At 62.9% G+C, this 618-nt stretch carries 1 protein-coding gene; it reads right to left on the bottom strand.

The window, feature by feature from the left end:
- Positions 1-618: 3'-5' exonuclease (locus BG52_RS01700; RefSeq protein WP_036666723.1), on the bottom strand; the 618-nt coding region annotated here is incomplete at both ends.

Genomic DNA, 618 nt, shown 5'->3' with positions numbered 1-618 from the left:
CTGCACGCCGCCCGGCAGGCCGCCGACAAAGTCGTAAAAGCCGGTTTCCCGGCAAATCCCCCAAAGGAGATCGGCCAGCGAGCCCTGCCGCGCTTCATTGCGCCAGCGATTCAGCCGTTCGAGAAACAAACCGAGCTTGTGCCGGATGCCGTCATCCAACAGCAAATCGTCCGCAGCCTGGAGAACCGCCTCGTAGTAGGAGCCTCCGCCCGCATACACCCGGATTTTCGCCAGTTCCTCGGCCGTCAGTCCGAAAATAGGCGAACGAAGCGAACCGGCAAGAGGGATATCCTGAAACGGGTTGTCGATGACCCGCAGCAGCGAGAGCATGATTTCGACCTCGGTGGCCTCGAAATAACCGGTGTTCAGCTCGGCGTAGGCGGGAATGCCGTGCGCCTGCAGCTCCTCCACCAATATAGGGGCCCATTGCTGTGTCGCCCGCAGCAGAATGACGATATCGCGCCAGGCCGGCTTGCGGTAGGAACCCAGTCTGCCGTCGTACATACGGAACGGCTTGTCTCCCTCCGAGCCGCCGTCGATCAGCGTGCGGATGCGCCGGGCGATCCAGCGCGCTTCCAGCTGCGCCGTCTGCATATCGGCAGCAGCTTCCGCCGCTGC

The organism is Paenibacillus darwinianus (genome assembly GCF_000598065.1).
Taxonomy (GTDB): domain Bacteria; phylum Bacillota; class Bacilli; order Paenibacillales; family Paenibacillaceae; genus Paenibacillus_I; species Paenibacillus_I darwinianus.
Note: the sequence above shows the minus strand (reverse complement) of the source record. Positions and strands in the feature narration are given on the sequence as shown.